The organism is Nocardia thraciensis (genome assembly GCF_054782435.1).
This window is the reverse complement of record NZ_BAAGSM010000013.1, coordinates 61565-62079: the sequence shown is the minus strand read 5'-3', so window position 1 is coordinate 62079 and position 515 is coordinate 61565. Positions and strand designations below refer to the sequence as shown.

General features: G+C 65.8%; 1 protein-coding gene. It reads right to left on the bottom strand.

Going from position 1 to position 515, the window contains the following annotated elements; all coding sequences use genetic code 11:
- Positions 1-70: 70 nt before the first annotated feature.
- The gene (locus ACYVLQ_RS06905) at positions 71-505 is read right to left on the bottom strand and encodes a YbaB/EbfC family nucleoid-associated protein (RefSeq protein ID WP_460696545.1); all 435 of its coding nucleotides are present in this window, start codon (positions 503-505) and stop codon (positions 71-73) included.
- Between the last annotated feature and the right edge of the window lie 10 nt (positions 506-515).

Genomic DNA, 515 nt, shown 5'->3' with positions numbered 1-515 from the left:
CGGCGCTCGAACCCGTCAACGCCCGCCCGGCGAGAAGACCGGCGCCTCACCTTGTCCCGTGCCATCGATGTCAGGCCGGGGTGTCTTCCTTGCCGGCGCGGAAGAGTGCCCGAATGTCGTGAAAGCTGGGTGCGTCCGGAGTGATGTCGGTGTAGTCGGGCAGATCGTCGAGATCGGCATCGACAGGCGCGGTAAGAGCCTCGGCCTGGTGTTGTGCTTGGTGTGCCGCGGTTCGAACGGCCTCCACGATCGACCGACTCAACTGGTCCGGACTGTGGCGCAGAGCCGCCGGGGTGAGCCGCAGATCGGTGAGCACGCCGGCGGCGTCGACGGTCACCTCCACCGAGCTATCCGGTGAAACGGCTTGTGTGCGAGAGGTTTCGACCTGCTTGTACACCTCGGTCAGCCGGGCCTGCTGCCGTTCGAACGCATCGAGGAGGTGGTCGAGTTGGTTGCGCATGCCGTTGTTCGCCGAGCGTAGGCCCTCACGCTCCCATCGATCCATGACGCCCCTA